Origin of the sequence: Okeania sp. SIO2C9 (assembly GCF_010672455.1) — a bacterium.
Lineage (GTDB): Bacteria > Cyanobacteriota > Cyanobacteriia > Cyanobacteriales > Microcoleaceae > Okeania.
The window spans coordinates 56,432-82,526 of sequence record NZ_JAAHGO010000031.1; the positions used below are offsets into that span (position 1 = coordinate 56,432).

At 34.6% G+C, this 26,095-nt stretch carries 20 protein-coding genes and 2 pseudogenes; 11 read left to right on the top strand and 11 right to left on the bottom strand.

The window, feature by feature from the left end:
- The first annotated feature begins 143 nt into the window (after nucleotides 1-143).
- The 3 genes and pseudogenes from ctpB to F6K23_RS42895 form a co-directional block, all read left to right on the top strand.
- Nucleotides 144-1,451 carry a carboxyl-terminal processing protease CtpB gene (gene ctpB / locus F6K23_RS22470; RefSeq protein ID WP_293159978.1) on the top strand — a complete coding sequence of 436 codons (1,308 nt, stop codon included), beginning with the start codon at nucleotides 144-146 and terminating at the stop codon, nucleotides 1,449-1,451.
- Between the two features lie 394 nt (nucleotides 1,452-1,845).
- Nucleotides 1,846-2,807, top strand: a pseudogene (locus F6K23_RS22475) (RNA-guided endonuclease InsQ/TnpB family protein); the annotation flags it as partial.
- Nucleotides 2,808-2,911: 104 nt separating this feature from the next.
- Nucleotides 2,912-3,031: pseudogene (locus F6K23_RS42895) on the top strand (zinc ribbon domain-containing protein); the annotation flags it as partial.
- A gap of 498 nt (nucleotides 3,032-3,529) precedes the next feature.
- Here F6K23_RS42895 and F6K23_RS22480 read toward each other — a convergent pair.
- From F6K23_RS22480 to F6K23_RS22495, 4 genes are all read right to left on the bottom strand, one after another.
- Nucleotides 3,530-4,051 (bottom strand): molybdenum cofactor biosynthesis protein B, encoded by a 522-nt coding sequence (locus F6K23_RS22480; RefSeq protein WP_293159980.1) that lies wholly within the window; start codon nucleotides 4,049-4,051, stop codon nucleotides 3,530-3,532.
- Between the two features lie 100 nt (nucleotides 4,052-4,151).
- Nucleotides 4,152-4,847, bottom strand: a complete 696-nt coding sequence (locus tag F6K23_RS22485) for a hypothetical protein (protein ID WP_293159982.1) — start codon at nucleotides 4,845-4,847, stop codon at nucleotides 4,152-4,154.
- A gap of 304 nt (nucleotides 4,848-5,151) precedes the next feature.
- Entirely contained in the window at nucleotides 5,152-5,487 is a 336-nt protein-coding gene (gene psb28 / locus F6K23_RS22490) for a photosystem II reaction center protein Psb28 (RefSeq protein WP_293159984.1), read from the bottom strand.
- A 653-nt stretch (nucleotides 5,488-6,140) separates the two neighbouring features.
- Nucleotides 6,141-7,157, bottom strand: coding sequence for a M48 family metallopeptidase (locus F6K23_RS22495; protein WP_293159986.1), 1,017 nt, complete (start codon nucleotides 7,155-7,157; stop codon nucleotides 6,141-6,143).
- Nucleotides 7,158-7,574: 417 nt separating this feature from the next.
- Here F6K23_RS22495 and F6K23_RS22500 point away from each other — a divergent pair, with 417 nt between their 5' ends.
- The 5 genes from F6K23_RS22500 (at nucleotide 7,575) to F6K23_RS22520 (ending at nucleotide 11,461) form a co-directional block, all read left to right on the top strand.
- Nucleotides 7,575-7,820 (top strand): helix-turn-helix domain-containing protein, encoded by a 246-nt coding sequence (locus F6K23_RS22500; RefSeq protein WP_367267775.1) that lies wholly within the window; start codon nucleotides 7,575-7,577, stop codon nucleotides 7,818-7,820.
- 569 nt (nucleotides 7,821-8,389) lie between these two features.
- Nucleotides 8,390-8,602, top strand: coding sequence for a transposase (locus tag F6K23_RS42000; RefSeq protein ID WP_367267776.1), 213 nt, complete (start codon nucleotides 8,390-8,392; stop codon nucleotides 8,600-8,602).
- 257 nt (nucleotides 8,603-8,859) lie between these two features.
- Nucleotides 8,860-9,000: a zinc ribbon domain-containing protein gene (locus F6K23_RS42005; protein ID WP_367267777.1), complete on the top strand. Its 141-nt coding sequence runs from the start codon at nucleotides 8,860-8,862 to the stop codon at nucleotides 8,998-9,000.
- Between the two features lie 182 nt (nucleotides 9,001-9,182).
- Nucleotides 9,183-10,262, top strand: a complete 1,080-nt coding sequence (locus F6K23_RS22515) for an ABC transporter ATP-binding protein (protein ID WP_293159988.1) — start codon at nucleotides 9,183-9,185, stop codon at nucleotides 10,260-10,262.
- 398 nt (nucleotides 10,263-10,660) lie between these two features.
- Nucleotides 10,661-11,461, top strand: coding sequence for an ABC transporter permease (locus F6K23_RS22520; protein ID WP_293159989.1), 801 nt, complete (start codon nucleotides 10,661-10,663; stop codon nucleotides 11,459-11,461).
- 211 nt (nucleotides 11,462-11,672) lie between these two features.
- Here F6K23_RS22520 and F6K23_RS22525 read toward each other — a convergent pair whose 3' ends face one another.
- The 6 genes from F6K23_RS22525 to F6K23_RS22550 form a co-directional block, all read right to left on the bottom strand.
- A complete protein-coding gene (locus F6K23_RS22525; RefSeq protein ID WP_293159991.1) occupies nucleotides 11,673-13,175 on the bottom strand; it encodes a hypothetical protein in 1,503 nt (500 codons plus the stop codon).
- Nucleotides 13,176-13,303: 128 nt separating this feature from the next.
- Nucleotides 13,304-14,956 (bottom strand): hypothetical protein, encoded by a 1,653-nt coding sequence (locus tag F6K23_RS22530; protein ID WP_293159993.1) that lies wholly within the window; start codon nucleotides 14,954-14,956, stop codon nucleotides 13,304-13,306.
- Nucleotides 14,957-14,985: 29 nt separating this feature from the next.
- Nucleotides 14,986-15,162 carry a hypothetical protein gene (locus F6K23_RS22535; RefSeq protein WP_293159995.1) on the bottom strand — a complete coding sequence of 59 codons (177 nt, stop codon included), beginning with the start codon at nucleotides 15,160-15,162 and terminating at the stop codon, nucleotides 14,986-14,988.
- Nucleotides 15,163-15,390: 228 nt separating this feature from the next.
- Nucleotides 15,391-18,183, bottom strand: a complete 2,793-nt coding sequence (locus tag F6K23_RS22540) for a hypothetical protein (RefSeq protein WP_293159997.1) — start codon at nucleotides 18,181-18,183, stop codon at nucleotides 15,391-15,393.
- Nucleotides 18,184-18,213: 30 nt separating this feature from the next.
- Nucleotides 18,214-18,693, bottom strand: a complete 480-nt coding sequence (locus tag F6K23_RS22545; protein WP_293159999.1) for a hypothetical protein — start codon at nucleotides 18,691-18,693, stop codon at nucleotides 18,214-18,216.
- Between the two features lie 23 nt (nucleotides 18,694-18,716).
- Entirely contained in the window at nucleotides 18,717-19,355 is a 639-nt protein-coding gene (locus F6K23_RS22550) for a hypothetical protein (RefSeq protein WP_293160001.1), read from the bottom strand.
- 85 nt (nucleotides 19,356-19,440) lie between these two features.
- Here F6K23_RS22550 and F6K23_RS22555 point away from each other — a divergent pair, with 85 nt between their 5' ends.
- Nucleotides 19,441-19,662: a hypothetical protein gene (locus F6K23_RS22555; RefSeq protein WP_293160003.1), complete on the top strand. Its 222-nt coding sequence runs from the start codon at nucleotides 19,441-19,443 to the stop codon at nucleotides 19,660-19,662.
- Nucleotides 19,663-19,823: 161 nt separating this feature from the next.
- Here F6K23_RS22555 and F6K23_RS22560 read toward each other — a convergent pair whose 3' ends face one another.
- Nucleotides 19,824-21,995, bottom strand: a complete 2,172-nt coding sequence (locus F6K23_RS22560) for a dynamin family protein (protein WP_293160005.1) — start codon at nucleotides 21,993-21,995, stop codon at nucleotides 19,824-19,826.
- A 761-nt stretch (nucleotides 21,996-22,756) separates the two neighbouring features.
- On the opposite strand from F6K23_RS22560, the gene F6K23_RS22565 reads away from it, so the two are divergent.
- Nucleotides 22,757-23,374: a hypothetical protein gene (locus F6K23_RS22565; protein ID WP_293160007.1), complete on the top strand. Its 618-nt coding sequence runs from the start codon at nucleotides 22,757-22,759 to the stop codon at nucleotides 23,372-23,374.
- 771 nt (nucleotides 23,375-24,145) lie between these two features.
- On the top strand, nucleotides 24,146-25,888 hold the full coding sequence (locus F6K23_RS22570; protein ID WP_293160009.1) for a Gldg family protein: 1,743 nt from the start codon (nucleotides 24,146-24,148) through the stop codon (nucleotides 25,886-25,888).
- Nucleotides 25,889-26,095 lie beyond the last annotated feature (207 nt).

Sequence of the window (26,095 nt, forward strand, 5' to 3'; positions counted from 1 at the left end):
TCCCTTGTCACTATAGATACAATAATAAATATATTCAGCTAATATTGTAGTATATTAGACTTCTTTCAAAAAAATACTATCCCATTATCATAAATTAGTGGGAACGTCAATATCAATAAATGTCCAACTACTAAAAAAATTCAATGAACTCAGCCTCAAAACGCAACTCCATCCTTCAAGCCATTTTGTACAGTGGAGCGATCGCTACAACCACAGCTTTATCTTTATTGGCCCCTAGCCTGAGTAAGCCTGCTGAGGCAAATTTAGAAAATAGCCCGAAAGCAGTTCTGGATGAAGCATGGCAAATTGTCAATCGAGACTATGTTGATGGTAGTTTTAATCAGACAGATTGGCAAGCGACTAGGCAAACTTTGTTAGAGAAAAACTATACTTCTAGCGAACAAGCTTATGAGGCATTACGTCAAGCATTAGATCAACTTAATGACCCCTATACTCGTTTTCTAGACCCGGAGCAGTTCAAAACTTTGACTAATCAAACATCAGGGGAAATGTCTGGAGTGGGAATGCAGCTAAAAGAGGATGAGCTAACCAAAGTAATTACGGTAGTGAACGTTGTAGAAAATTCTCCAGCGATGAAAGCAGGTTTATTACCAGGAGATCAAATCCTGGAAATTGACGGCAAACCCACTGCTAATTTGAGTGTATCAGCAGCAGCAAAACTAATTCGAGGTGATGTAGGGACAGATGTTTTGCTGCAAGTCATGCGTTCTGGAGAAGCAGAATTTGATGTGACTTTAACCAGGGCAAGAATAGAATTACAAGCAGTTCGTTACGATCTTAAGCGTGAAGGGAATGAACGTATTGGCTATATTCATTTACAAGAATTTAGTGCCCACGCTGGAGAACAAATGCAGAAGGCGATCGAAAATCTGGATAATCAAAATGCTGATGGTTATGTTTTAGATTTGCGGGGCAACCCAGGGGGTTTATTGCGCATTAGTATAGATATTGCTCGGATGTTAATGGATAAAGGTGCTATTGTTAGCACAGTTAACCGTAATGGAGAAAAGCAAGAATTGCGGGCAAACCGTTCAGCTTTAACTGATAAACCAATAGTCGTTTTGGTAGATGGTGACTCAGCTAGTGCTAGTGAAATTCTAGCAGGGGCACTTAAAGATAATGGTCGTGCTGTTATTATGGGAGATCAAACTTTTGGTAAAGCTTTAGTACAGTCGGTGCATTCTTTATCAGATGGTTCTGGTTTAGCAGTAACTATTGCTCACTATTATACTCCTAAAGGAACTGATATTAGTAAAAAAGGTGTTACTCCTGACGTAAGTATAAATTTGACAGATTCTCAAAAACGGCGCTTATATCGGCAACCAGGCGTAATCGCTACAATATCAGATCCTTATTATTCTAGAGCGGTAAATCTATTGAAAAATAAAATATTGTTACGTCCGTTAGTCTTGCGGGAACAACAAAATTGAAGTCAGGAATGATGATTTGAGGTATTGCTGAAAATAGGTATGAAAGCTGGAACTAGATTCAACAATTAATAATGAATAATGAATAATGAATAATTACCTCTCCATGAATTGAAGAGGATTGACTAATCATGAACATTTTTCTTTATTATCCCCTTAAAAGGGGAGGCGCATACCCACAATTTTTCGGTAAATTAATAGTCACTAATCTATATAATAAATAATAGAATATATAGAATATATGGATCGTACAACCTCTTTAGTCTATCTGGTATGAAGCAAGCAGATGTTTAGCTGAATCTGGCAGAAGCCCGACACCATAAACTTGTTTTGGTGTTCGGATGAATGCCAGTGTTTTTATGATATACTGCTTTATAGCAAATCAAATTCTCTCCTTATGCTTAAAGTAGTCAAAGTAAGACTTTACCCTAATAGCCAACAACAAGAAGCCTTAAGTCAATCTTTTGGCAATTGTCGCTGGTTGTGGAATTACTGTCTGAATTTGATGAACCAAACATATAAAGAAACGGGAAAAGGATTGTCAGGGTATGAAATTAAGAAGCTAATACCTCAACTTAAAAAAGAGTATGAATGGTTATCCTTGGCTTATTCGTCTTGCTTACAACAAGTGTGTTTAAATCTCGGTGTAGCTTTCAATAACTTCTTTGAACGTAGAACGCGCATATCCTCGGTTTAAATCAAAACATGGAAAGCAGTCAATTCAATACCCTCAAAATGTTAGGGTTTTATCTGATTACTTAATAATCCCCAAAATAGGAGATATAAAAGCTGTTATTCATCGTCCCATTGAGGGGAAAATTAAGACTGTAACCATCAGTAAAAACTGTTGCGTTCAATACTTGGCTTCAATTTTATTTGAAGATGGTAAAGAGAAACCATTATCATCAACAGAAGGAAAAGCTGTAGGGGTTGACGTTGGGTTAACTCACTTCTGTACAACGTCATCAGGTTTAAAATATGATAATCCCAGATTTTTGACTAAACATGAAAAGAATTTAAAACGAAAACAAGAGCAACTATCTAGAAAAGAAAAAGGGTCTAATAACCGTAATAAAGCTAGAAAGAAAGTTGCTAGAGTCCACTGCAAAATAACTAACTGTCGTGAGGATTTTCTACACAAACTATCGCGTAGAATAGTTGACGAAAACCAAGTCACAGTAACAGAAAATCTAAACGTTAAAGGTATGATGAAAAACCATTGTCTAGCTAAAGCAATAGGGCAAGTAGGATGGGGAATGTTTACTCCTCATGCTGAAATATAAAGCAGAACAAAATGGTAAAACCTATGTTGAAGTTGATAGGTTCTTTCCTAGTTCTAAGACTTGTCATGTTTGCTTACAGCGCTTTTCAAATTGATGAACCACATCTTCACAAGCAAAACTTTGTAGGGACGTTCCATGGAACGTCCCTACTGTGGTCTACCGTGCAGGAAAACCGCTGTAAATCAGGTGGGTAGCTTACCCCTTGATATCAGACGATGGACTTGTCAATCATGTAATACTACACACGACAGAGATATTAACGCAGCTATTTCTCTCAGAGACGAGGGACTACGAATTATATCATGTCCGAAGGCAATCGTTTGTGTAAAAGTTGGCGTGGATATTTGCAGGAAATTTAAGTTTTTTTCTTGCCTGTTGCCTGTTGCCTGTTGCCTGTTGCCTGTTGCCTATTTACTATACAAGACCGATGCTACCGGACATGATATTATTTCCTGTGGGACACGGGATCAAGCTTATCGCCAAACTGTAAGACGTAGCAGTAGAGGACGTAAGAAATCTACTACTACGCTAGTTTCTGGGTAAGAAGCCGACGCTTTAATCAAAGATTAAAGCGTTCGGTAGTTCACTATCTATCTGACTACTGACTACTAACAATCATACTGTTATTCAGCAACGCCCAATTGTAGATTATTTAAGACTATCGCTAATTATGCTTTAATATAGAATCCGGTTATATTAGTATTATGTTGATAATTCTACAATTACTTCAATATTTTATCTCCCCCACTCCCCCACTCCCCTACTCCCCTACTCCCAACTATCCAACCGGACTATAGTTCATACTCCACGCAACTGCGATATTAAGTGAACTAATTCTGGTAAAATTAGCTTTTCCACCCCTAGTCTGACTGCATTGCTAGAACCTGGAAGTGAAAATACTAATTTACCTTGGTAAGTACCTGCAACAGCACGAGAAGCGATCGCCCTGGAACCGATTTCTTGATAACTCAGCCATCTAAATAATTCCCCAAAACCAGGTAAAGTTTTTTCCAATAAATGTTCAATAGCATCATAAGTAGTATCTCTGGGAGCTATTCCTGTTCCGCCATTAAAAATTACAGCATCTATATCTTCTCGGTGACATAGAGATTCCATTTCTGCGATGACTGCCAATTTTTCATCTTTGATAATCTGATATGCTGTTATAGAATGACCTGTACTTCTGAGCATTTCCTGAAGTAACTGACCACTTTTATCTGTTTCTGTTGTGCGGGTATCACTAACCGTAATCACAGCACAACGGACAGTAATATCTGGGGGATTAGGATGAGGAATTTGTCTATCCGTATTTGTTTCCATTCTATCAATAGTTATAATACTCCTTAGGGTTATTCTGATGACTTTAAAAGTGAATTCCTCACCATCAGAAGATGATATAGTGAAGCGTCAAAACTTTAGACTACGAGCAAGATTTAACAAATTCCCAAGCAAAAGGATTCTCCTCTTTGTCTTTGTTTGCTGTTAAAAAAGGAGGCTCAAATGGGGCTAGAATATTACCATTACGACCATTAGTAATGTAAACTTCCTCATTATATTGAATCGGTCCAACTTTACTTAAATCGGAGGCTCGTTCGATCAACCATTTAGTACTATCAGGATAATCCTTATCCCTGCTGCCATAACGATAACCGGAATCCCTCCAGTAGTAAAGGCGGTCTCTGTCTCTAAACTTTCCAAGTTGATCGCGAGTCAACCTACTTTCTTTCCAATTTTCTTGTTCTATAGTCTCTTTATCTATAGTCTGAAGACCAATATAGTCATTTTCAAATATATTACCAAAAACAATAACTTTAAATCTTACAGCCATTGAGGAATCCAATGTTATTGTCGGGTATTCATAATTCCCTGAGTCAGACCTTCCGATATAGATATACATATCTTCGCCATCTTCCTTCTGGTTACTTCTTAAGAAAATAACATCACCACCTTTAATGTTACCAGTATTTTCACAGTCTGCTGCCAGAGGAGAACGCCCAGTTGTCAAGAAAACCGAGAACATCATCAAAGCAAAACAAGAAAGCACAGGGATGAATTTTTTTTGCTGGAACATCTGCCTTGCTAAGTTTGTTGAGCTAAGTAAAAAACCAACAGACATAAACTGCTTCTCCTGAATAAAATTAAAGAAAAGGTCTACAAATTATAAAGATTAACAACACAGACTAAAAAATAATATAGGATTGAAATAACGATATCAAAGCTATTAATTCTGACTCCTGTACGTTGCCAATTCGACAGCTCCCCTACCTGAGTCCTACCTGACTAATATAATGATCTAGCGATTTGTTGTAAACATTTATCAAATTGTTATAAGACCACCTTTTTGAGAGATTTTTTTTGGGCACTCAACTTTTAGCAGTTAGCCCCAGACTCAAAAGTTACTTACTGGTCTGGGGAACGAATCAAGCCTGATTAAATTCTAAACCATGATCTTTAGCATAACGCTCCATGAACCGCATAAAACGGTCCCAATCTTCTTTAGATTTCATCACATAAAGTCCCTCTAGTCCTTTCGGCTCACCATTGATAAATTTTGCCTTAACTTCGCGACTGGTAATTTGGCCTTCTTCATCAATCATATACATTCCTGTAATATCTTCAGTAACATCTTGACCTAAAGCCTTGGGATTCTCAAAAATAAATGTGGCCGTCCCCTGATTACCACTACGAGAACGGGTTAGACGTACTTCTGGTATAGCTTCTTCATCAACACCTTGAATAAATTGAATTGCACTCATCAGTATCTTTTTAATCCTTAAGAAATCGTTAAAACATTATTATAAACACAATCCGATCGAGTTTCACGAACTCAGTATATAAAAAAAGTCAAGACAAACTATGGATTTGGCTAAAAATTTTAAATAACAATAATTTTAGATGGTTATTTAACACTTATTAAGTTCAAGAATTTATGACACTTTTTCTGTAAGTTTGTATGAATAAACTTCGGATTGAATAGCTCTAAATATTTACCCAATTCTAGGTTAGCTATAAATGGTATAAATATCTTGATATTTAACTTTAAATATAGTGTTTTCCAGATACATTAATCATCAATTTTATATATAAAAAGATGCCAATTAATATCTAAATTTAATCATATAGCAAGGCACGAGTTGGTATTTGACATAGATTGATGATGAACCCGAGGCAGAGAAAAGCTTTTACCACTATTTCCTGTTCCTTGCTATAATCTACAGCTGAATTTGAGTATAAATTCCTATTTACCTATTGATTTTTCAGGTTTTCTGCAAAACTTAGATATTTTCACTTAATAAATTTGCTAGGGAAGATATACTACTAAAATACAATTATTTCATAGGCATAATTGTCATCAAATAAACCTATGAATATCTATAAATATACACCTTATTAAATTTGATAATTTTTACTAATCAAATAAACGTTCTATATCATCTCCAGAAGAACCACCACGGTTAGAATTAACTCTCAAAGATTTTCCATCTTTAGACAAATCATAACTCAAAGGTTCAGTTTGAGAAATAAGAGATTTACCCTCTTCTGCTAGAGATGTTGCTGGATATTTGACCATTAAATCTTTTAGAGCTTCAATACGTTTAGGTACGGCGGGATGAGTAGTATCAAATTCAGCACCTGGAGTTTGCAGCAAAACATTCATTGCTCTTAAACAACCCTCTGGCTCAAAACCTGCCTTTGCCGAATACAAATATCCCTTTTCGTCAGCCTCCAATTCTCTTTTACGGCTTTCTTCAGCCAAAGTTTGTTCTAACTCTTCTTTTTTCTGAGCGACAATTTCATTTATTTTTTCTTGGCTAGCTTTAATGCGTTGACGACTAGCATTGCCTAAAACAGCACCACCAACTCTCCCTGCTCTGCCTCCAAATACTCTAGCTGCAGTACCTCCAATAGACATACCACTTGCCTCTGCTTGAGCGTCCTGTTTTTCTGCCAGAACTTCTTGTTGAGCCTCTTGTTCAATTTTTTCGATCAAAGCAAGTTTTTCTGGTGGGGCCAAAGCTATGTGTCTTTCAGTATGATGTGCCATTTCGTGAGCAACTACACAAGCTATGGCAGAGGCATCCCCCACAAGTTGGTCTAGGATACCGTTGTACATGGCAATCAGATTAACTTCTGTAGCAAAGGCATTGATTTCATATTTGGGAAATATGATGATTCGCCAAGGTTTTTCGTCTAGTCCATTTGCTCTAGCAATACGATCGACGATTCGATAGAGTGCGTAAAGGTCATCAGGTAGTTCTTGTTTGGCCTGTTCATATATATTTTTTGGTTGTTCGGTGTCTTTTGTCTGTTCTGTTGGGGTAGAATTTTCTGAGGCAGTAGGGTTGGCCTTAACTGATAGTTGATTGTTGGGTAGTAGAAATGTTGCTACTGCTAATGTGGCTAGTATAGTTTTAATTTTTAACATGATATTTAAACCCAAAGTTCAAGTTAAACTTATTTTTTTTGTGCCTAAAGTTAAAGAAAGTTGGTGTATATAAAATTAAGACAATATTGATAGATTAGTTTTATCTAGAAAAATTCAGAATAAACTCACTGGCAGAAAATGGTAAATTATGATTTGATCGGATTTATAGTTAGTTAGCAAAGTTATATCTTTTCCCAAGATTTGGAGCAATCCACATACAAATAGTTTAGCATTAAAAATTTAGCTGAATCGCCGAGAAGCCTCACGCCATAATCTTTGATTTGGCGACCAGATGAATCGGCGGCAAATTGAATAGGTTCGATGCCCATTAAATTTGCATGCTATCCCAGCAGAAGCTTTTGCCCTGGTTGAAAAACTTGTACTATTATCTTGCTATAATCCCGGAAACTTTCCACCATGCGAACCGCTTACCAATATAAATTAAGGCCCAACTCATATCAAATAGCCACCATAGAATTGTGGTTGGAATTGTTGCGTCGGCAGTACAACTATCCGTTAGGCGAGCGGTTCTCGTGGTGGTCAGAAAATCGCTGTCCGGTTAACGCCTGCCCCAAGGTGCATGCCAATTCCTCAACTCAGAGATCACCCAGATTATTACTCTCAAAAAAAAGATTTGGTCAATACCAAGGACAAGTTTCCTGAGTACAAGCTCATTCATTCTCAGGTTTTACAGGATTGCATAAAACGGGTAAAACTTGCCTTTGATAGATGGTTGAAAGCAGACAAAAATGGACATAAATTAGGAAAACCAAGGTGTCATTTCAGTTATCAGTTATCAGTACTTCATGCAATAAGGAGGCTACGAAAATACGGAATCCTCTTTTTTTCATCCCCTTAAAAGGGAAGGCGCATACCCACGATTTTTTGGTAAAGGAAAAGGGCGTTATCGCAGTTTTACTGATCCTCAAATAAAACTTTACTGCATTGAAGAAAATCAAATTAATTTGCCCAAAATTGCAAAGGTAAAGTTAATTCAGCATCGTCAAATACCAGAAGGGTTTATAATAAAAACTGTGACTATTAGTCGTAAAGCTGATAGTTATTATGTGACCAAAAAATCAGGAGGGTAGCCTCCCCTTTCAAGGGAATGAAAAAGCGGTAGAGGGATGGCGAGGAAACCTGCGCTGTCCTCCAATAGACCAAGAGAAAATAAAGTTTAATATTTCAATTCACTTTACTTCAGGCAGAGGTACTGATAACTGATAACTGAAATGACTTTATCCCTAGAAGACAAATCAGTTCCAGCTTCGACAAGTGAAGTGGAACCTACATTAAAAAACACTCTGGGAATTGATATGGGGTTGAAGGAATTCTTAGTAACAAGTAAAGGAGAATCTGTCCCCATCCCTCAATACTATCGAAAATCTCAGAAGCGATTAAAGACTTTGCAAAAACGTTTATCTCGAAAGAAAAAAAGGAAGTAAAAGGAGGCTCAAGGCTGTTAAAGCTGTAGCTAAACAACATAAAAAGGTAGCTGATCGACGTAAAGATTTTCATTTGAAAACAGCCAATGAATTGTTATCAAAAGCAGAAGTTATCGCCCATGTAGACGCGGAGCGGCGTGCCGGAGGCAAACTTAAATAAAAAGGGCTAGCAAAGACTCGTTTGAGTAGATCAATTAACGATGTTTGATGGGGACAATTTCTAACTATTTTAACTGTCAAAGCCGGAAATGCTGGAGGTGAAAACTATAGTAGTGAACCCCAAAAATACTAGCCAAGATTGCTCAAATTGTGGTGAAAAAGTCCCCAAAGAATTAAACATACGAACTCATTCTTGTCCCCATTGCGGTATTGTAATAGACCGCGACTTGTTTGCGTAGCATTTGCGTAGCATTCCGTAGGAAATGCAGCGATAAATATAAAAAATAGGGCGGCAGGGCATTCCGTCCTTAAAGCACGCGCTTGCCCGATGCAATGGCAGGGCTACGAAACGAGAAGCTCACACTAAGCTGGCGCTATAGTGTGAGAGTATGTCACACTTAATCGCTTATTTAAGGTCATAATGATTGAAGTTGAGAAGTTAAGCAAAATTTATGGTTCAACCTCAGCAATTAAGGAGGTATCCTTTGCTGTACAACAAGGAGAAATATTGGGATTTTTAGGTCCTAATGGTGCAGGAAAAACTACAACAATGCGGATATTAGCTGGATATTTGCCTGCTACGAGTGGCACGGCTAAAATTGCTGGTTATGATGTCCATGAAGATTCTATGGCAGTACGACAATTGATTGGTTATTTACCAGAAATTCCGCCATTGTATCCAGAAATGACAGTGGAAAGTTTTTTATTTTTTGTCACAAGAATTAAACGAGTTCCTGCGGGCGATCGCTCTGCTAGAGTTAAGTTGGCAATGAAGAGATGTGGATTATTAGATAAGCAGAAAGTTTTGATTAGAAAGTTATCGAAAGGGTATAAACAAAGGGTTGGTATTGCTCAAGCTTTGGTACACGATCCGCAAGTAATTATATTAGATGAACCTACTGTTGGTCTTGACCCTAGACAAATTATTGAAGTTAGGAATTTGATTAAGAGTCTTGCTAATGACCATACAATTATTTTATCTACTCATATTTTGCCGGAAGTTAGTATGACTTGTAATCGAGTGACGATTATTAATTATGGTGAAATTGTCGCTACAGGTAGTCCTGAAGAAATGAGTAATAAATCAGCAAGTGGGTGGGGATATGAAGTAGAAATTGAGGGAGAAAATCGGGCAATGGAAACAGGATTAAAATTGTTAGCTGAAGTTCCGGGGGTTCAATCTCTAGAAAAAGTTAAGTCAGATAATGAAAGTCGCTTCAGAATACAAATAAAATCTCAACCAGATATGGACCCAGGAAAAGAAATTGCTAATACTATAGTTACAAATGGTTTGAATTTATGCGAGTTGCGCCGAACTCGTGCTAGTTTAGAAGATGTTTTCTTAGGGTTAACTACAGGTGAAACTTCTCAAAATTCATCAATTGAAGCATCGGCAAATTCTGTCATAGATAAAGTTAATAATGACCGAAATATTGAACTTCAGAAAAATCAAAATCTTCTTCCCGATCCTTGGCAAGATGTGACAGAAACAGATGCTTGAAACCCAAATTCCCCACCACAAAATTAAGTCAAAAGTCAAAAGTCAAAAGTCAAAAGTAAGAAATAGGAATAAAATTATAGTTGTCAATAGGTAAGTATTCAGCTGTCAGCAATCAGCTATCAGCTATTGCTTTTAGTTTAAGATAAAAGCTTTATTAATTCTCTTACTACAAAAGTTGGCTCCTTTGCCATTAAAGTCTATATTAATTTAAACACTGTCTTTAAGGAGAGGATATTATTGCTGATAACTGACAGCTAATAGCTGTTTGCGCAGCATTCCGCAGGAAATGCTTACGTCAATAGGAGTCAAGGATTCAGTAAATATTTATGCTTAATATTTAACTGAGAATTTGACTCCCGATCAAGGTAAATGAAGATAATTTACAAGGAAATTAAGCAATGCTAGTAGTAATTAGCAATATTTTGGCAATTTATCGAAAAGAATTACAGGGATATTTTGCATCACCATTAGCTTATGCAATTACAGGAATATTTTGGCTATTGGCAGGATATTTTTTAGTTGCTATTTTATTAGGACCGGATGGAATTATTCAACAAATTGCTACTAGAGACCAATTAGGAATTACTGAACCGCCAGTGGATGCACCATACGAATTTTTGAAGGCTTATCTGGGTATTATGGGTTCTCTTTCTTTGTTTTTACTGCCGATGTTATCTATGAGTTTATATGCGGAGGAAAGAAAGCGAGGAACTTTAGAATTATTAGCAACCTCACCTATAACTAACTGGGCAGTAGCAACAGGAAAATTATTAGCTGTATTAACATTTTATACTTCTATGGTATTGCCATTATTAGGCTTGGAAGCTATTGCTATTAGTGCTGCTGAACCACCTGTTTCGCCAGTTTTACTTTTGTTGGGACATGGAGGTTTAATTTTACTAGCTGGAGCAGTATTATCATTAGGAATGTTTATTTCTTCTTTGACGGATAGTACAATTTTGTCTGCCATTCTTACCTTTGCTTTAGTATTATTTTTGTGGGTAATTGATGTAGTAGCAAATAATGTTAGTGGTCCTTTAGCAGAGGCATTAAGACATTTATCAATGCTGACACATTATACTAATATTATTCAGGGACTTGTGGATACTAGCAGTATAATTATGTTGTTGAGTTATATTGTTTTGGGAGTATTTTTAACAGCTCAATCAATTGATGCTTTACGGTTTCAGCGGTCTTAATTAGGAAGGAAGAAGGAAGAGGGAAGAAGGAAGAAGGGAAAGAAAGATTCATAAGGGAGAAGGTTTTTTTATCCCTAATTATCCGGGCATGATATACAGTATATTTCAAGTATATGTAGGGACGTTGCATGCAACGTCCCTACTGTTCTTTAAAACCATAAATATATCTACTTCATTAAGTAATAAATTGCTTGATCTTTCAGCTTCTTTGTCATTCAGTGATATCATCATCAGGCAAATAAAATGTAACAATATTCGATGATTTAGTATTACTATTATTTTGATCTTCGTTTTTGATTAGCCTTTCGCCTTCCTTGATAACCCAATCTGTAAATTTTTTTTCATCATATATAACCCATTGTTTTTTCTCATTTTTTTCTATCCATGTTGTTTCGTTGGAGAGACTTTGAAGTAACTTCTGGTATTGTGTTTGATTTTCTTTAAGTAGTTCCTGATTAATAAACAGTTCCTGGTAGCTCTGTCCAGACATATTATCAATGGCTTCTAATAATTTATCCAAAAATTCTGTTCCTGTTCCTTTTATCCGTAAAGTTATTGTTTTAGAAAATTTTTCAGGTTTGCGGGGGGGAGGAATTTCAATTTTTGTTCCTAAGAAAATAATAACACCATCAACAAGTAGAGCGAAAAAAGCTGCTGCAATAGCAGCTTCTTCACCATTTTTAATTTTTTGAAAAGGTGCAATAAATCTGATTCTATCTTCCTTATCAAAATACTTTTCTTGGAGTTTTTTGTATTTGGGATTTAGGGGGTCTAAACTACCATTATATTTTTCTGGCAAACAAACAAATTCTGGTTCTGTCGGTAAGCATTTTGGTTTGACTTGAGCTAAAGCTTTACGGTCTGCATTAAAAATTTCCTGTGGTTCTTTTCCTTCTAAATCATAATCAAATAAAGGTCTTAATTCATTAGCTACTGGTTTAACTTGATCGAACCTAATTAGGAGTTTGTCTTTTTCTCTCCTTAGTTGTTCAACCCTGGGTCCATCACCTACTATTCCCGTCAATCCTTCTCCCTTTAATTCACGTTCTATTTCTGCATCTTTGCTCTTAATTTCATTTTCTAATTGTTGAGCTTTTTCTTCAATAGGAGTAAAAATTTCTCTAACTAAATTTTGATGAGCAGATATAGCTCGATTAAAGCCATCTTTTTCTCGTGTTTCTACTACTAAATAATCATAATAAGCAAAGAAACTGGTATAAACACTAAGTATAGAAAAAGCACCTACAGCCATCCATTTTGAGAAAGGATCGTGTTTGAGAGTGGAACCTGAAGTTAAAAGAAATAATAATGCTTGAATAGCAGCACCACTAGACCAACCTACAATTCGAGGCAAAATTTGTGCTGCTCCACGCATAGTTGTAAACCCACTGCCAATATTAAGGATAGTCAACGCTATGAGCAGTTTAATATCCCGTTTGGGTTTTGGCTCGGTGTTTATTTTATTGTCTCTTTTATCAGTTGGTATATTGCTGGGATTATTTCCATTATTTCCATTATTATTTGTCGAGTAAGAACCATTTTTTGTACCATCTGGTTCTGGTTTTGGTGGCTTTATTCGAGTTTTTGGGCGAGGTTTTTTTCTGCTACATCCAGGTGCACGACACTCATTTTCGTCTGGCGACATTATTAGTAGGATATGGCGATTATTTTCATCTCCGCTGCATTCCCAGAATCCATTTTCTTGATTGTTCATAACACAAATAATCTATTCATTTAACTAGGTTTTCATTGACTTATAGTAGTTTCAAAAATGGTAGATTAACTCCAGAATATAAAGTTCAAGTTTTAGTTTTATTTCTCTGTAAATATTTAAGATATTTTTCAAGGCATTACATCATTATATGATAGCTCGCTCTTAAGATTATTATCGGCGTAACGCATAATTTCTAACAGGTCTGAATTATTGTATAAAAGCTTGCATTTATCAATAAAGTATTTCAGATTTTGACGGTCTTTAAACTGACTAACTATTTCTTTTGCACTATTCATCAAAGACTCTTTTTCTTCCTGAGAAAATTTTTCTGCTCTCTTATACAAATTGGTTAATGATAATGACAATAAATCTGCACTTAAACGCCAGTGAACATCTATTAAATTCAGACAGTCTTTATCGCTCAACTTTGGTAATATTCCTTCCGACTTTAAAAAGTTCCATAGTTTTTGATCGATTGATTTTTGCTGAATCCAGATTTCAGTGGTGTACTCTATCAGTTCTCCACTAATTAACTCGACAGGAGTATCATTACTTAAATCTAAATGTTCCTGTTCATTTGCCCACTGAATAAATTTGCCTACATATTTTTGGTAAGTACCTGTTAGATGTTCTCGCATTTTTTTCAATGTTTTACGATTCAGCAATAGCCAAGCTTTACTAACCAAAAATTCTGCTTTTAGCTTTTCACTTTCCGAGTGAGTATCCAATAATTTTAGCCATGTTTCTAGCATTTGAACAGGAAAAGCTTTTCCTATAGTCTTATCTAGAAAAATCGTTCCTTTTATATCATCCTTGTAAAGAACTGCTGAAAGTTTTTCCCAATTTATCCAGCGATTAGAATTACTATCTATAACTAACTTGCTTAATATTGAAAATAATTCAACTTTCTCTGGAGACTTATCTGGTTTGTCTGGAGATTGATATGAAAATTTGTCTGGAGAGTTATCTGGTTTGTCTGAAGATTTATTTGGAGAATCTGGGAAGCTACTATCTGGAATTTCGTTGAAGGTTAAAAATAATTCAACTTTCTCTGGAGAGTTATCTGGTTTGTCTGGAGATTTATTTGGAGAATCTGGGAAGCTACTATCTGAAATTTCGCTTTCTGAAGATTTATCTGAAAATTTGTCTGGAGACTCATCCGTAAATTTGTTTGGAGATTTATCTGAAGATTTATCTGGAGAATCTTGCAAACTACTATCTGGAACTTCGCTTTCTGAAGATTTATCTGAAAATTTGTCTGGAGACTCATTCGCAGATGTGTTTGGAGATTTATCTTGAAAATACTGGGAATTAAACCATTTATAAACTCCTATAAAATTATCTGTCTGAAACTTCACTCTCTCTCCTGTAAAACTGACGCTCTTTTCAATGGCAGATTCCAATAATGGTAAGCTTTGTTCATAAGTTGGTGACTGAGATGTTAGACAAGTCACATAAAGTTTACTAGCTCCATCATTATCAAGTTTTAAATCATTAGCAATCTCAGGAACATGGAAAATACCTTTCTCTTTTTCCAATAAATAGAAATTTAGAGAACCGAGTGTATCAGGAAAATTTTTCTGCCAATATTGCTTTAAATTACTTTGTTCAAAAGTTTCTCTATCTAGAACAGGAAATTTAGGAAAAAGTCGTTCGATAAACAATCTTTTAAAATCACTACTCGTAATTTCTCCAACTAATGCTAAATCCCATAGTTGGAATTTCTCTTTTCCTACAAACTTACCGTAGATAAACTGGTCAAATTTAGATGCTTGGGACATGATATGTATCTCTGTAACTAAAATTGCATTTAAGTATTGAAATTGGCAGAATAATTATCAGAAATATTTGGTGGATATTCCTTAATTCCTTGTATTAGCCATTCAACAGGTGAATGCATATTTATTGGGTTGAAATTTGTTTTTGTATCAATTTTATATTTGTTTTTATACTTGTTGAATTTAAACTCCTCTGTTAATCTATTCATTTAACTAGGTTTTCATTGACTTATGGTAGTTTCAAAAATTGCAGATTCATTCCATAATATAAAGTTAAAGGTAGAAATTTATCAAAATAATTGGGTTTAAAACCCCGCCTTTTAAGGCGAAATATTTTTGGAGAGTTGCTCAAAATCGCCGTTACAAAAATAACTTCTGACTTCTAACTTATGACTTCTGAGTTCAGTTAATTCTGTGTAGGATATTTAAGATATTCCTCAACGTATTACCTCATCATAGGAAATCTCACTCCTAACATTCTTATCGACGTAACGCATAATTTCTATTAGCTCTGAATTATGGTAGAAAAGCCAACATTTTTTAATAAAATTTTTCAGACTTTGAAGGTCTTTAAACTGACTGACTATTTCTTTTGCACATTTCATTAAAGACTCTTTTTCTTCCTGAGAAAATTTTTCTACTCTTTCATAAAAATCGGTTAACGATAATGAGAATAAATCTGCACTTAAACGCCAGTGAACATCTATTAACTTCAGACAGTCTTTATTGCTCAACTTTGATAATACAACTTCAGATGTCAACAAATTCCACAAATTTTCATCAATTGATTTTTGCCGACTCCAGATTTCAGTGATGTACTCTATCAGTTCTCCACTAATTAACTCCAAACGCTCCTGTTGATTTGCCCACTGAATAAACTTGCCTACATATTTATCGTAAGTACCTATTAGGTCTTGTCGCATATTTCTCAGTGTTTTATTATCTATAAATAACCAAGAGTTACTCTTTAAAAATATGTACTCTACATCATTACTTTCCGGGGGAGTATTCGATAATTTGAGCCATCCTTTTAGCATCTCAACAGGAAAAGCTTCTCCTATAGTCTTATCCAGAAAAACCATTCGTCCTTTTATATCGTCCCTGTAAAGAACTTCTGAAAGTTTTTCCCAACTTATCCAGTAATTAGAATTATTATCTATAGTTAATTCGTCTTTTAAGATTGAAAGCAATTCCACTTTGTCTGAAGAATTATCTGAAAATTTGCCTGACAACCTATCCGTAAATTTGTTTGTAAAGCATTTATAAACTGCCATAAAATCATGTGCTTGAAACTTCACTTCCTTTTTTGGAAAACTGACACTCTTTTTAATGGCAGATTCCAATAGTAGCAAACCTTGTTCATAAGTTGCTGAGTCAGATGTTAGACAAGTCATATAAAGTTTACTAGCTTGATCGTTGCTAAGTTCTAAAACATTAGCAATCTTAGGAACATGGGAAATACCCTTCTCTTTTTCCAATAAGAAATCTAGAGAATCTAGTGTATCAGTAAAATTTTTCTGCCAAAATTTCTTTAAATTACTTTTTTCAAAAGTTTCTCTATCTAGAACAGGAAAATTAGGAAAAAGTCGTTCGATAAACAATCTTTTAAAATCACTACTCGTAATTTCTCCAACTAATGCTAAATCCCATAGTTGGAATTTCTCTTTTTCAGAAAGAAATATTTTTTCACAACATATTATTAGTTCTTCCAGTTCTGGATAATTTTTTGTAGAGGGTTGCGGAGGTGGTAGATACTTTGTCTGTAATGGAGTGTTTCTACCTCCAGACTTGTTATACAAATCTTCAATGCTTCCTTGAGAATTTTTTTCTATCAGTTTTAAACAAGCATTTTGTAATGCCTGTAAAATATCATCCCTGAGATTTTCATCCACAAAAAATTCTATAAACTGATTTTCTCTGAGAATTTCTAAAGAATCAAAAAACTTATTATCTGCTTTGACTATATCTAAAAATTTATCTGGCAAAAAACGATAGATTGTACATAACATAGTCTTCGTTAAGCTTCCATTATTTTCAGAAATTGGCAATGCTTTCCATAACAGCTCTAAAAGTTTTAAATCTTCACTATCTGGAGTCGATGAATTTTCTCCAAACTTATCCAGAAAACTTTGCACCTTCTCTTCCATTCGAGGAATGTACTTACCCAAAATTTCAATTTTGTCTCGTTCCTCTACTGGGTACTTAAAAATAAAATCTAGTGATGAATGATTTAACTTCAACCAACCATCTACTTCCTGAAATTCCCAAGTTAAATTATCAGAATCATCCTTAGTAGTCTTGTCAAGGTACTCGCATATAGTAATTAAATTTTCAGATTGATCCTTGTTCGGATAAATAAAAGATTTCACATATTCGTGGTCTAGATATTCCTCTTTATCAAACTCCTCTTTACTAAAATCTAACCACACCATATTTTCAGGTAAAGAACCTATTGAAGAACCATCTAACTTAACTATTATTTGTGCCCACTTGCAGTATTCAGGGTCAACCGAACCTATAGCTAAAGATATTTTGTGACGCTCATTAGTAGGTAGGAAAAGCAAAAGATTATCTAGAAGTAATAATGGCGATCGTGTATTTTTTTTGCTTTGGTCAGTAAGTAGTAATCTTTTACCATTCAAAATTACATCTAGTGCTTGAAGCAAAATCTTTTGCTCAGAATTTTTAAGTTTTTTCCATACCTTTTCTATGGTCTCCCTTATTTTTTTATCTGTAGTTTCTTTTGCTAGTAAAGACTCAAAATCTTCCGGACCCAAAAGCCAAGATTTTTGCTCAGAATCATCAAGTTGATTAAGACTACTGAAGGTTGGTATTGACATATTACCTAGATATCCCAACAACCTACAAATTTTATTTTTAAATCCAACTATTTCTGCCTCAGATACAAAAATATAACGATGCTGGAAAAATGAGCGACTGCCACCTCTCGAAAAGATACCTTTATCTTTATTAAAAGCAGGAGCAGCTTGAATAAGTAGAATTTTTTTTTCGGGCAAAATCGAAGTCTTATTCCTACAAATTCCTACAGCTTTACGATTAAGGTCGCTACTTTGACTTCCCCAAAAGTAATAATTTTTTTCATGTATATCTTCCAGCTCTGAAATATTATTGTTTAAATTTTCACTGCAAGAAACTAGACGGTACTCACTATCCTTTTCTGCAACAAACTTACCATATATAAACTGGTCAAATTTAGACTCTTGCGACATGAGGTTATATCTCCATAACTAAAATTGCTTTTAAGTATTAGAATCTCCTGAAGAAGTATTAGGAATATTTGGGGGAAAACTCTTAATTCCTCTCACTAACCAATCAATAGGAGTAAATATATTTATTGGGTTGAAAGGTGCTTCTGTATTAATTTTATATTTGTTGGGATTAATGTCTTCTGTCTTGATATTTTCCTTTCCAAAATCGTATGGGTCTTGCTCGTCTTGCTCGTCTTGCTCGTATGTTGAAAATATAGGATCTTCTTCAAATTCAAATTTTGATGCCGTATTTTTTTGTTTTTCTTCTTCTTGTTTTTCTTCTTCGTCGAGAATAACAGGAGATTTTACATTACCATCACTATCTTTGTAGGTTCCAAAACCAGAAATATAAAATAACTGACAGCGATTTTCTGGAGTAGGATTTATGTTTAATCTAGGATTATCCTTAGACTTATCTTTAGGTTTTTCTATTTGTACATGAAAAAAGTTGCTTAACCATTTTAAATTCACATTTGGTCCTTTCCCTAACATTTCTAGAAACATCTGTTCGGGATACTTATATTTTTCTCAAGATACTTTTGATTAACTTCTGCATGATCTATTTTAGTAATGCCAAAAGCGACATACTGCTCCAATGGTTTTCGACCACTTTTCCTTTGCATTGCATTAAATAGTTTCATTAGTAAAGTATGGTATGGTTTAGTCTGTTTATCCTCCTGTAACGGACTTAGTAAAAATATAATCCCATGACATTGAAGGAGATAATCAACCACAGTACCCTCTTGACTATTTTCGTGCAAAAAATCATTGTAAGGGTCTTGTAAAGTTTTTCCAGAAAAGTCGAAAAATGTTAATTCAGTATTACTTCCATCCTCATTGTTTATCCTGTAGGAATACTTGCTTTTTTCCCCTGCTGTTTCTGTAGCGGGTACAAATATTCCTCGATCCAAAAGTTCTATACCATTATTAATATATTCTTCTGTATCCTCGTCAGTTATTTGAATTTTCCCTTCATTGAGTAAATATTCATATAATCTGAGCATATAAACAGATTTTCCAGCGCTTTGAAAACCCCAAATTCCTAAACGAATTGGTGAAGGAATTGGTCGTAGTTTTGAACTCGGTTCATTGACTGATTCATTGACAGTTTCGTTTGCTGTTGTATTAAACATAGACGAAATTAACCTCGTGTATAAGTAGCTTTACCTGAATCGAAATTTACCGCTAATTTAACAGTACAGAAAAACAATAAATTGGATGTTCATAGAGCGCCAAAATACTTCTATTATAATTGCTCTTTATAAGATAAAGCTTCATCTACTAGAGCAAACCATTGTTTCTGTAATTCCTTTTGTTCCTCTAACTCCTGAAGTAGCTTTACCTGAATCTAAATTTCCAGCAAATTTGACAGTACAGAAAAACAATAAATTGGATGTTCATAGAGCGCCAAAATACTTCTATTATAATTGCTCTTTATAAGATAAAGCTTCATCTACTAGAGCAAACCATTGTTTCTGTAATTCCTTTTGTTCTTCTAACTCCTGAAGTAGCTTTATCTGAATCGAAATTTACCGCTAATTTAACAGTACAGAAAAACTATGGATGGATGTTAATAGAACGCCCAAATACCTCCATAATATTTATAATAGTTGCTCTTTATAAGATAAAGCTTCATCTACTAGAGCAAACCATTGTTTCTGTAATTCCTTTTGTTCCTCTAACTCCTGAAATTGTGACCAAATTTGACTGCGATTTTTACTTAATAATATATCCCATTCTTGTTCCACTCCTTTAGCACGAGTAATATGGTCTGCAAATTCTTCTACCATTGAAACTTTTGTTCGGTTAACAGATAACCCTAGTTTATCTAAAGTTTTTTGACACACTTCAATAGCATTTTGATGGCGCTGTTGGAGATTAGTCAAAATATTATCTATATTATCTGGTGTGTTAATAGGTTTCATCGGATCTGGAGGTAAAACTTCACTAATTTTTTGCCATACATAGGACTGCATAAAACCTTTGTACATAATTTCAAAAGATGCAATGAACTGAAACCCTCTTGCTAAATTTGGCAAGTCGTTTGTTTGAGTTAATAACTTCGCAAAAGCCTCCAAAAAATCTGGATTTTCTGCTTTTACTAAACCTCCTATTCCTAAGTTGATAAATATATCTGCCAACTCTGACTTAGTTTGATTGAGAGACTTTTTCAAACCATCCTCCATTCCATGGAAATTATTCAATATACCAGGTCGCATTTGGTGTATTTCTTGGCAATAAGCTCCATAAATACTTCCTTTCCGCTTTACCAACGTTTCAATATCCCTAAAATCAGGAATATTTCCTTGCTTTTGACATCTATTAATTGCTGCATCAACCTGAGCTTTAAACTCCTCATTTGATTGTGAAAGTTCTGCTCGTAGTTCTTTTCTAAAATCTTCAATACTGTTGTAGAGTTTAGACATAAATTGTTCTCTCAATTTCACATATTCAGTATCAATATCCCCATAACCAGCGATCGCCTGCCTTACTTCTGCCAATTTTTCCTCTATCCAACTTTGAAAATTCCTCAAATCTTTCGATGCAGCAGACATATATTGTTTGTCTAAATTTTTCATATTTGTTGTCAGATAATCAAGCACTTTTTCCATAACTTGATTTGCTGCATCTGAATTTTTGCAATTAGCTTTCAAACATTGTTTAACATGGATGCCTTTCCTTGGCATAGTATTCTCAAAATCCAGAGATAACTGTTCATTTTCCCCATCCTGATTTAGTAACATAAAAACCCATTCTTTCAAAGGAAGTTTCTCCTTCAAAGCTTGAGAAGCTACATCATATAAATTCACATCTTCCTTCCGTAAAAAATCCCCCGTTCCTTTTTTTCCTGGTCTCCGAATCAACAAAATAAAATCAATATCTTCCGCCAAAGCTTTAATCATTCTTTCTGTATCGCCCAGTCTAGTATCTCCCAAACCAGGCATATCAACTAAAGCCAATTTTTTCACTCCTACTTGAGGAAAACGGCAAAAAATTTCCACCTTTTCTACAGCTAAATGATTGAAAAACTGTGGATTACTTTTAGCATCATAACTTTGAGAAACATACTCTCTTATTTCATCCTTTGGAACCTCAATAAAACGCTTTTTCGACTGCAATAAACTAGCATATCTATTTATATGAACATAATAATCCTGCCGTAAATGTTCATAAATAGCCTCAGCTTTAGCAGGATGCTGAGGATTAACTGGTTGAGAAGGAAATGGCAAATTAGCAAACTCATGAAGATTTTTCGGAATATTTTCAAAGCCTAACTCTTGATAATAAGGCGTAATAATCTCCTGAATAAAAGAAGATTCAGAATGAAAATAAACCTTAGCAAAAGTCTCCCCTTCGTGATGATAAATATTACTTTGAACAGTAGTACAAGGCAAGCGATCGCTACTAGGAATAATTCCTTCATCTTCTTCATCTGTTAGTCCAGCAACATTTTGTAAAAAGGTACTTTTACCTTGACGTACTAACCCCACAACACCAATATTAATTGTGTCGCGATTAAGTCTTTGCCAGAGATTTTTCCAGACCTTACGTTCTTGAGCAATTCGGTTTAGTATTGTCTGAAAATAAATTTGATAAAGTTGTTGAACTCCCATGGAAGAAGTAGTCGATAATTTGATAATTGATTCCTGTAAATCTTTAAGTTTATTTATCTTTAATTCCAGGCAATTAAAATAATCTACAGATTTTTTAGGAATATCTGCAGTAGCTTTGCGCTTGTGAATAATTTCACTAATTAAGTCTTCTAAAAGCATAATTTTTAACTAATTGAGATTTTTGTTGTATCAAGAGTTTGGGTATTTAGGCTGAACATTTGTGTAAGTCGCAGTAATTAACTTGCTTTATGTATTTACTAAACCGACTATTCCTTTTGTAGCAGCCGCCATTACTAGGGCGAACATTCTCAAACTCTCAAAATTAATCACAGCAAGAATTTAACTTCTGACTTTTAATACCAATTTGATAAATGTTTGTTACAAATGGTAGAAGTAAGAAAGAAGGAAGAGGGAAGAAGGAAGAAGGGATAAATATTAAAAAAAATGGGAAAACGATATAAATAACTATCTAAAATGAACTGGAGTAGCTATTTTTAAGAATATCCTATTGATATCTACCTTTTTGTAGCATTCTTTTTTCAAATTGGTATAACTTCTGACTTCTGACCTCAGCTATACCTACCCTCCCAAAAATGTTAGATTAATTCTGCCCTCCTACTTATTTATCAGGATAAAAATTCAGAAATATGCACTTCAACAACAAAAATCTTTTCAACTTATCCCCTTATATATTTCTATACCAGGTAGAATTAATCCAAAGTGGGGATAGAAATTTTTGAGAATAGGGAGTAGGGAAATTAGGTATAATACCAAAGGTGAAAAAATAATGTTACGAACAATAAATGTGATGAAAAAGACTTTACAAGGGATGTCTTCTTATTCTTACCAATAAATAAGATAATAGCCTCCCTATTTTAGGAAGTACTGATAACTGATAACTTAGTTAATGGAGTATCGCGATGCCTAAAATAAAAATATTACAAGAAGATGAATCTTATACTTTTCGGTCTTACTTTGATTTACCTTATGAAGCTGATGAAATCTTAGCAGAGTTAAATTATTCATTAGTTAAATCTCGTTTATCTTTGCCAAAAACAACAAAAATATTAGAAAGTTTCTCAGAAATACAGAATAAACTAGAGGATATTTTACCCTTTGTTAATTTAAGTAATGAAACTGCTAGACGAGAAATTTTAGTCTCTCCAATTTTATTGGAAATTGTTCATTATTGTCATTGTCAGTTAAGAATTGAATATCCTCTGAAAGTCAACGATTGGTTGAAAGGCAATTTGGATTACTTATTGCGTTCTCAGAATAATTTATTAGTTATTGAAGCTAAAAATGACGATTTAACTAGAGGTTTTACTCAGCTAGCTGCCGAGTTAATTGCATTAGCTGAAGTCGAAGAAAATAATATTTTATATGGCGCAGTAACAATGGGAGATATCTGGCGTTTTGGTAAATTAGATAAAGCCGAACAACAAATTACACAAGATATCAATTTATTTAGAATACCAGAGGATATAAAAGATTTAGGTGCAGTTTTAGTGGGTATTTTGGAAGGAGTAGAGAATTAAAAAACTATAATAAAAATAAGAGTTATACTAAATTACTGAATATTTTTACATTTTATTTGCTTGATGCTGATATGTAATGAAAAGCAAAGGTAATAATTCATTAATGGATAATTGATAATTGATAATTTCCTCTCCCTAAAAGGGAGAGGATTGACAAATAAGGAAAAAATTTATTTTTTTTCCCCTTGAAAGGGGAGACTTTTAACCCGAATTTTTTAATTATTTAATTATTAATTATTCGGTAAATAATTCATTGCATAAATCCCTAAATTTATTTATAATATTGTTTCTGTGTTGTCAACATTTCCTAGGTCATGCTGCGCAAACAGCTATTAGCTGTCAGCTATCAGCAAAAGGAAGCGGTTGAAATGAATATAGACTGTTTCAGCCAGTTTTTGTAGTAAGTATGAATTCTGCCTCAATTAGTAAAGCTTTTAGTTTTAGATAAAAGCAATAGCTGTTTGCGTAGCATCCCGCAGGGAAGCGCTGATAGCTGACGGCTGAATGCTTACTCTGTGTTATACTAATTTGAAAAAAGTAGTGTTACAAAGAGTTTCAAACTTTAGATGTGAAATAATTTCTTGAAATTAGTGTAGCATCAGAGTTTTGAGCCTATAAAATATTACTTTTGACTTTTAACTGTCTTGAGTGCGTCTTACATTCTGAGGAAACCTCAGAATTACGCACTCGCTTTTGAATTTTAACTTCCGTAAAACGGTATTATTCCTGATTTCCTATTCAAAACAATTTAGAGATTGAAAAAAAGATAATATGAAAATTATCAAAGGTACTTGGAATTATTTATTTTGGCTAGGACCAATTTTAACTATTATCGGTGTATCAGCAGGTTTTGTCTCCGGAACTTGGGAACCAATACCATTAAGTTTAATAACTACTGGTGCAGTAATAATTGGTTTGTGGATTTTTTATCAGGCTTATTCTGTAGAACAAAACTCAACTACAACTTGGTGGAGTGGTCGAGCAACCGAAGCAGGCACAAACGCAATTTTTGCTACTATTTCAGTATTGATTATTTTGGCACTAATTAACTTTCTAGCAGTTCGTTACGAAACTAGAATAGACTTCACTGAAAACCAAAAATTTACATTATCACCTCAAACAATTGAAGTATTAAAAAATCTCGAACAACCAGTCAAACTTTGGATATTTGATCGAGGGGAAAATCCTCAATATACTCAACTAATAGAAAACTATCAAAGACAAGGAAATGGTAAATTTAATTTTGAGTTAGTAGACCCCCAGGAACAACCAGGAAAAGCTAACGAATTTGGAGTTCAACAGCTAGGAGAAATTCATCTTGAAGCAGGAGAAAGAAAAGAAGTTATTATTAGTAGAAAACTAGAACCACTAACAGAATCTAAACTAACTAACAATATAGAAGAAATACTAGGTGGCAGAATCTTAAAAATATACTTTATTCAAGGTCACGGCGAAAGAGAATTAGAAGAAGGGCAAAGAGGCTTTTCCGAAGCTCTGAAAGCTCTTGAAAATAAAAAATATATAGTAGAGTCGATAAACTTGGCAAGTATTTCTCAAGTACCCGAAGATGCAGATGTTGTGATTATTGCCGGTCCGCAAAGAGAATTTTTAGAGGCAGAAGTTACCGCTTTAAAAGAATATTTAGATGGAGGTGGTGGTGTGTTTATCATGTTAGACCCAAGCACCGACCCAGAATTAGATAATTTATTTGAGGAGTGGGGAGTATTAGTTGACGATCGCCTGGCAATAGATGACCCCAATGTTGGTCGGTTAGTAGGTCTTGACCCTTGGGTGGTATTAGTTAGCAGCTATGGAGAACATCCTATTACTGATGATTTTAGTAATGGTATTTCATTGTATCCTTTTGCACGGCCTATAGAAAGTGAAACCGTGGATGGAATAGTAGAAAGTCCTCTAATTTGGACTAATGACCAAAGTTGGGCCGAAACAGATTTAAGGGGTCAGTTACAGTTTAATGAGGGTCGCGATCGCCTTGGACCATTATCAATAGGTGTCGCTTTTACTCGTTCTTCCACTGTAGAAAAAAGTAATGAAACAGGATTAGACCTTACTCCCATTCCTCCACTTCCTGGTCAACCACCGAATGAACCTGTGGCAACTTCTACTTCAGAGTTAGAAGAGCAAAAAGAGATAATTTCAGCAGAAGTTATTCCCCCACTTCCTGGTCAACCACCAGATGAATTTGACCCTACAGAAATAGTAGAAAAATCAGACAATACATCTGAAGAAGCGCGTTTAGTAGTGTTAGGAAATTCTCAATTTGCTACCAATGGTTGGTTTCAACAACAACTCAATAAAGATGTTTTTCTTAATTCAGTTTCTTGGTTAGGTAAATCAGAACAAGAAGCTCTTTCTATTAGTCCGAGAAAAAACACAAATCGTCGTATTGCAATGAAGTTAGTACGAGCTAGATTTTTAAGTTGGGTGGCAATAGTCATTTTGCCACTTTTAGGGTTTACAATTGGTGGAATTATTTGGTGGAAGCGACGATAATGAAGTCAGAAGTTAGAAGTCAGAAGTCAGAAGTTGTTTTTTTAACGGAGATTTACTAATGAAGTCAGAAGTTAGAAGTCAGAAGTCAGAAGTTGTTTTTTTAACGGAGATTTCTGAAGTTATAAGTCACTATAACAGAGTTATTAAAATATCCAATTAATGACTTAAAAAGCTTTTTTTGTTTAAGTTATATAGGGGAATTGCTGT